The organism is Nonomuraea lactucae (assembly GCF_003313395.1).
In the GTDB taxonomy this organism is placed as follows: Bacteria; Actinomycetota; Actinomycetes; order Streptosporangiales; family Streptosporangiaceae; genus Nonomuraea; species Nonomuraea lactucae.
Map to the genome: position 1 here is coordinate 1 of NZ_QNFZ01000387.1, position 893 is coordinate 893.

General features: G+C 78.3%; 1 protein-coding gene. It reads right to left on the reverse strand.

The annotated features are described in order from the left end of the window. Positions 1-893: AfsR/SARP family transcriptional regulator (locus tag DQW85_RS22115; RefSeq protein WP_162795219.1), on the reverse strand; the 893-nt coding region annotated here is incomplete at both ends.

Below are 893 nucleotides of genomic sequence, written 5' to 3' on the forward strand. Positions count from 1 at the left end.
CCAGCAGCCGGGCCCGCGCCGCCTGGTGCGCGCCGGGTGGGAGGGCGGTCAGGGCGCGCTCGGCCGCGGCCACGACCTGGGCCGCCTGCTCGGGGTCGTCCGAGCGGGTCCAGATCGCCGGGACGTCGTACGCGCCGATCACACGGGAGGTCAGCTCCGGGTCGTCCAGCTCCTCAGCCGCCGCGATGGCCGCCAGGCGCTGCCCGCGGGCCGCTTCCAGGCCGCTCCCACCGGTGACCGCGAGATTTCTCAGCAGGCCGACCGAGGACTCCAGCCGGGCACGGGCACCGGATGCCACAGTGCGGTCGTAGGCGGCGGCCACCTGCGCCCACACCCGCCCCGCCGCCGCGGCGGCGGTGTCCAGGTGCTCGGCTTGGTGGAGGATGTCCGCCTGGAGGCGGCGCAGGCGCGGGCCCGGATCCACGCCCAGCTGCTCGACCAGGAGCGTTCGCGCCTGGCGCAGCACCGCCAGCGCGTCCCCCTGACGGCCGGTGCGGTACAGCGCGAGGGCCAGCAGGCGCCAGGCGTCCTCGCGCCAGGGGTGCTCGGCCACGTGCGCGTCCAGGTCCGGCACCGCCTCGGCGGCACGGCCGAGAGCCAGGCGGGCGTCGGCCAGGCGTTCCACCGCCTGGAGCCGCAGCTCCGTCAGGCGGGAGCGCTCCGCGCGGGCCCAGGTCTCGTCGGCGAACTCGGCGTAGGCCGGCCCGCGCCACGACCCCAGAGCCTCCTCCAACCGCGCGAGCACCTCCGCGGGCGGCAGCGTCGCCGCGACGGACACCGCCTGCTCGAAGCGCCAGGCGTCCACCGCGTCCGGCTCCGCGCGCAGCGCGTACCCGGGACCGACCGTGACCAGCAGCCGGGCCGGAGCGCGGGGCGGGCGCTCGGGCTCCAGC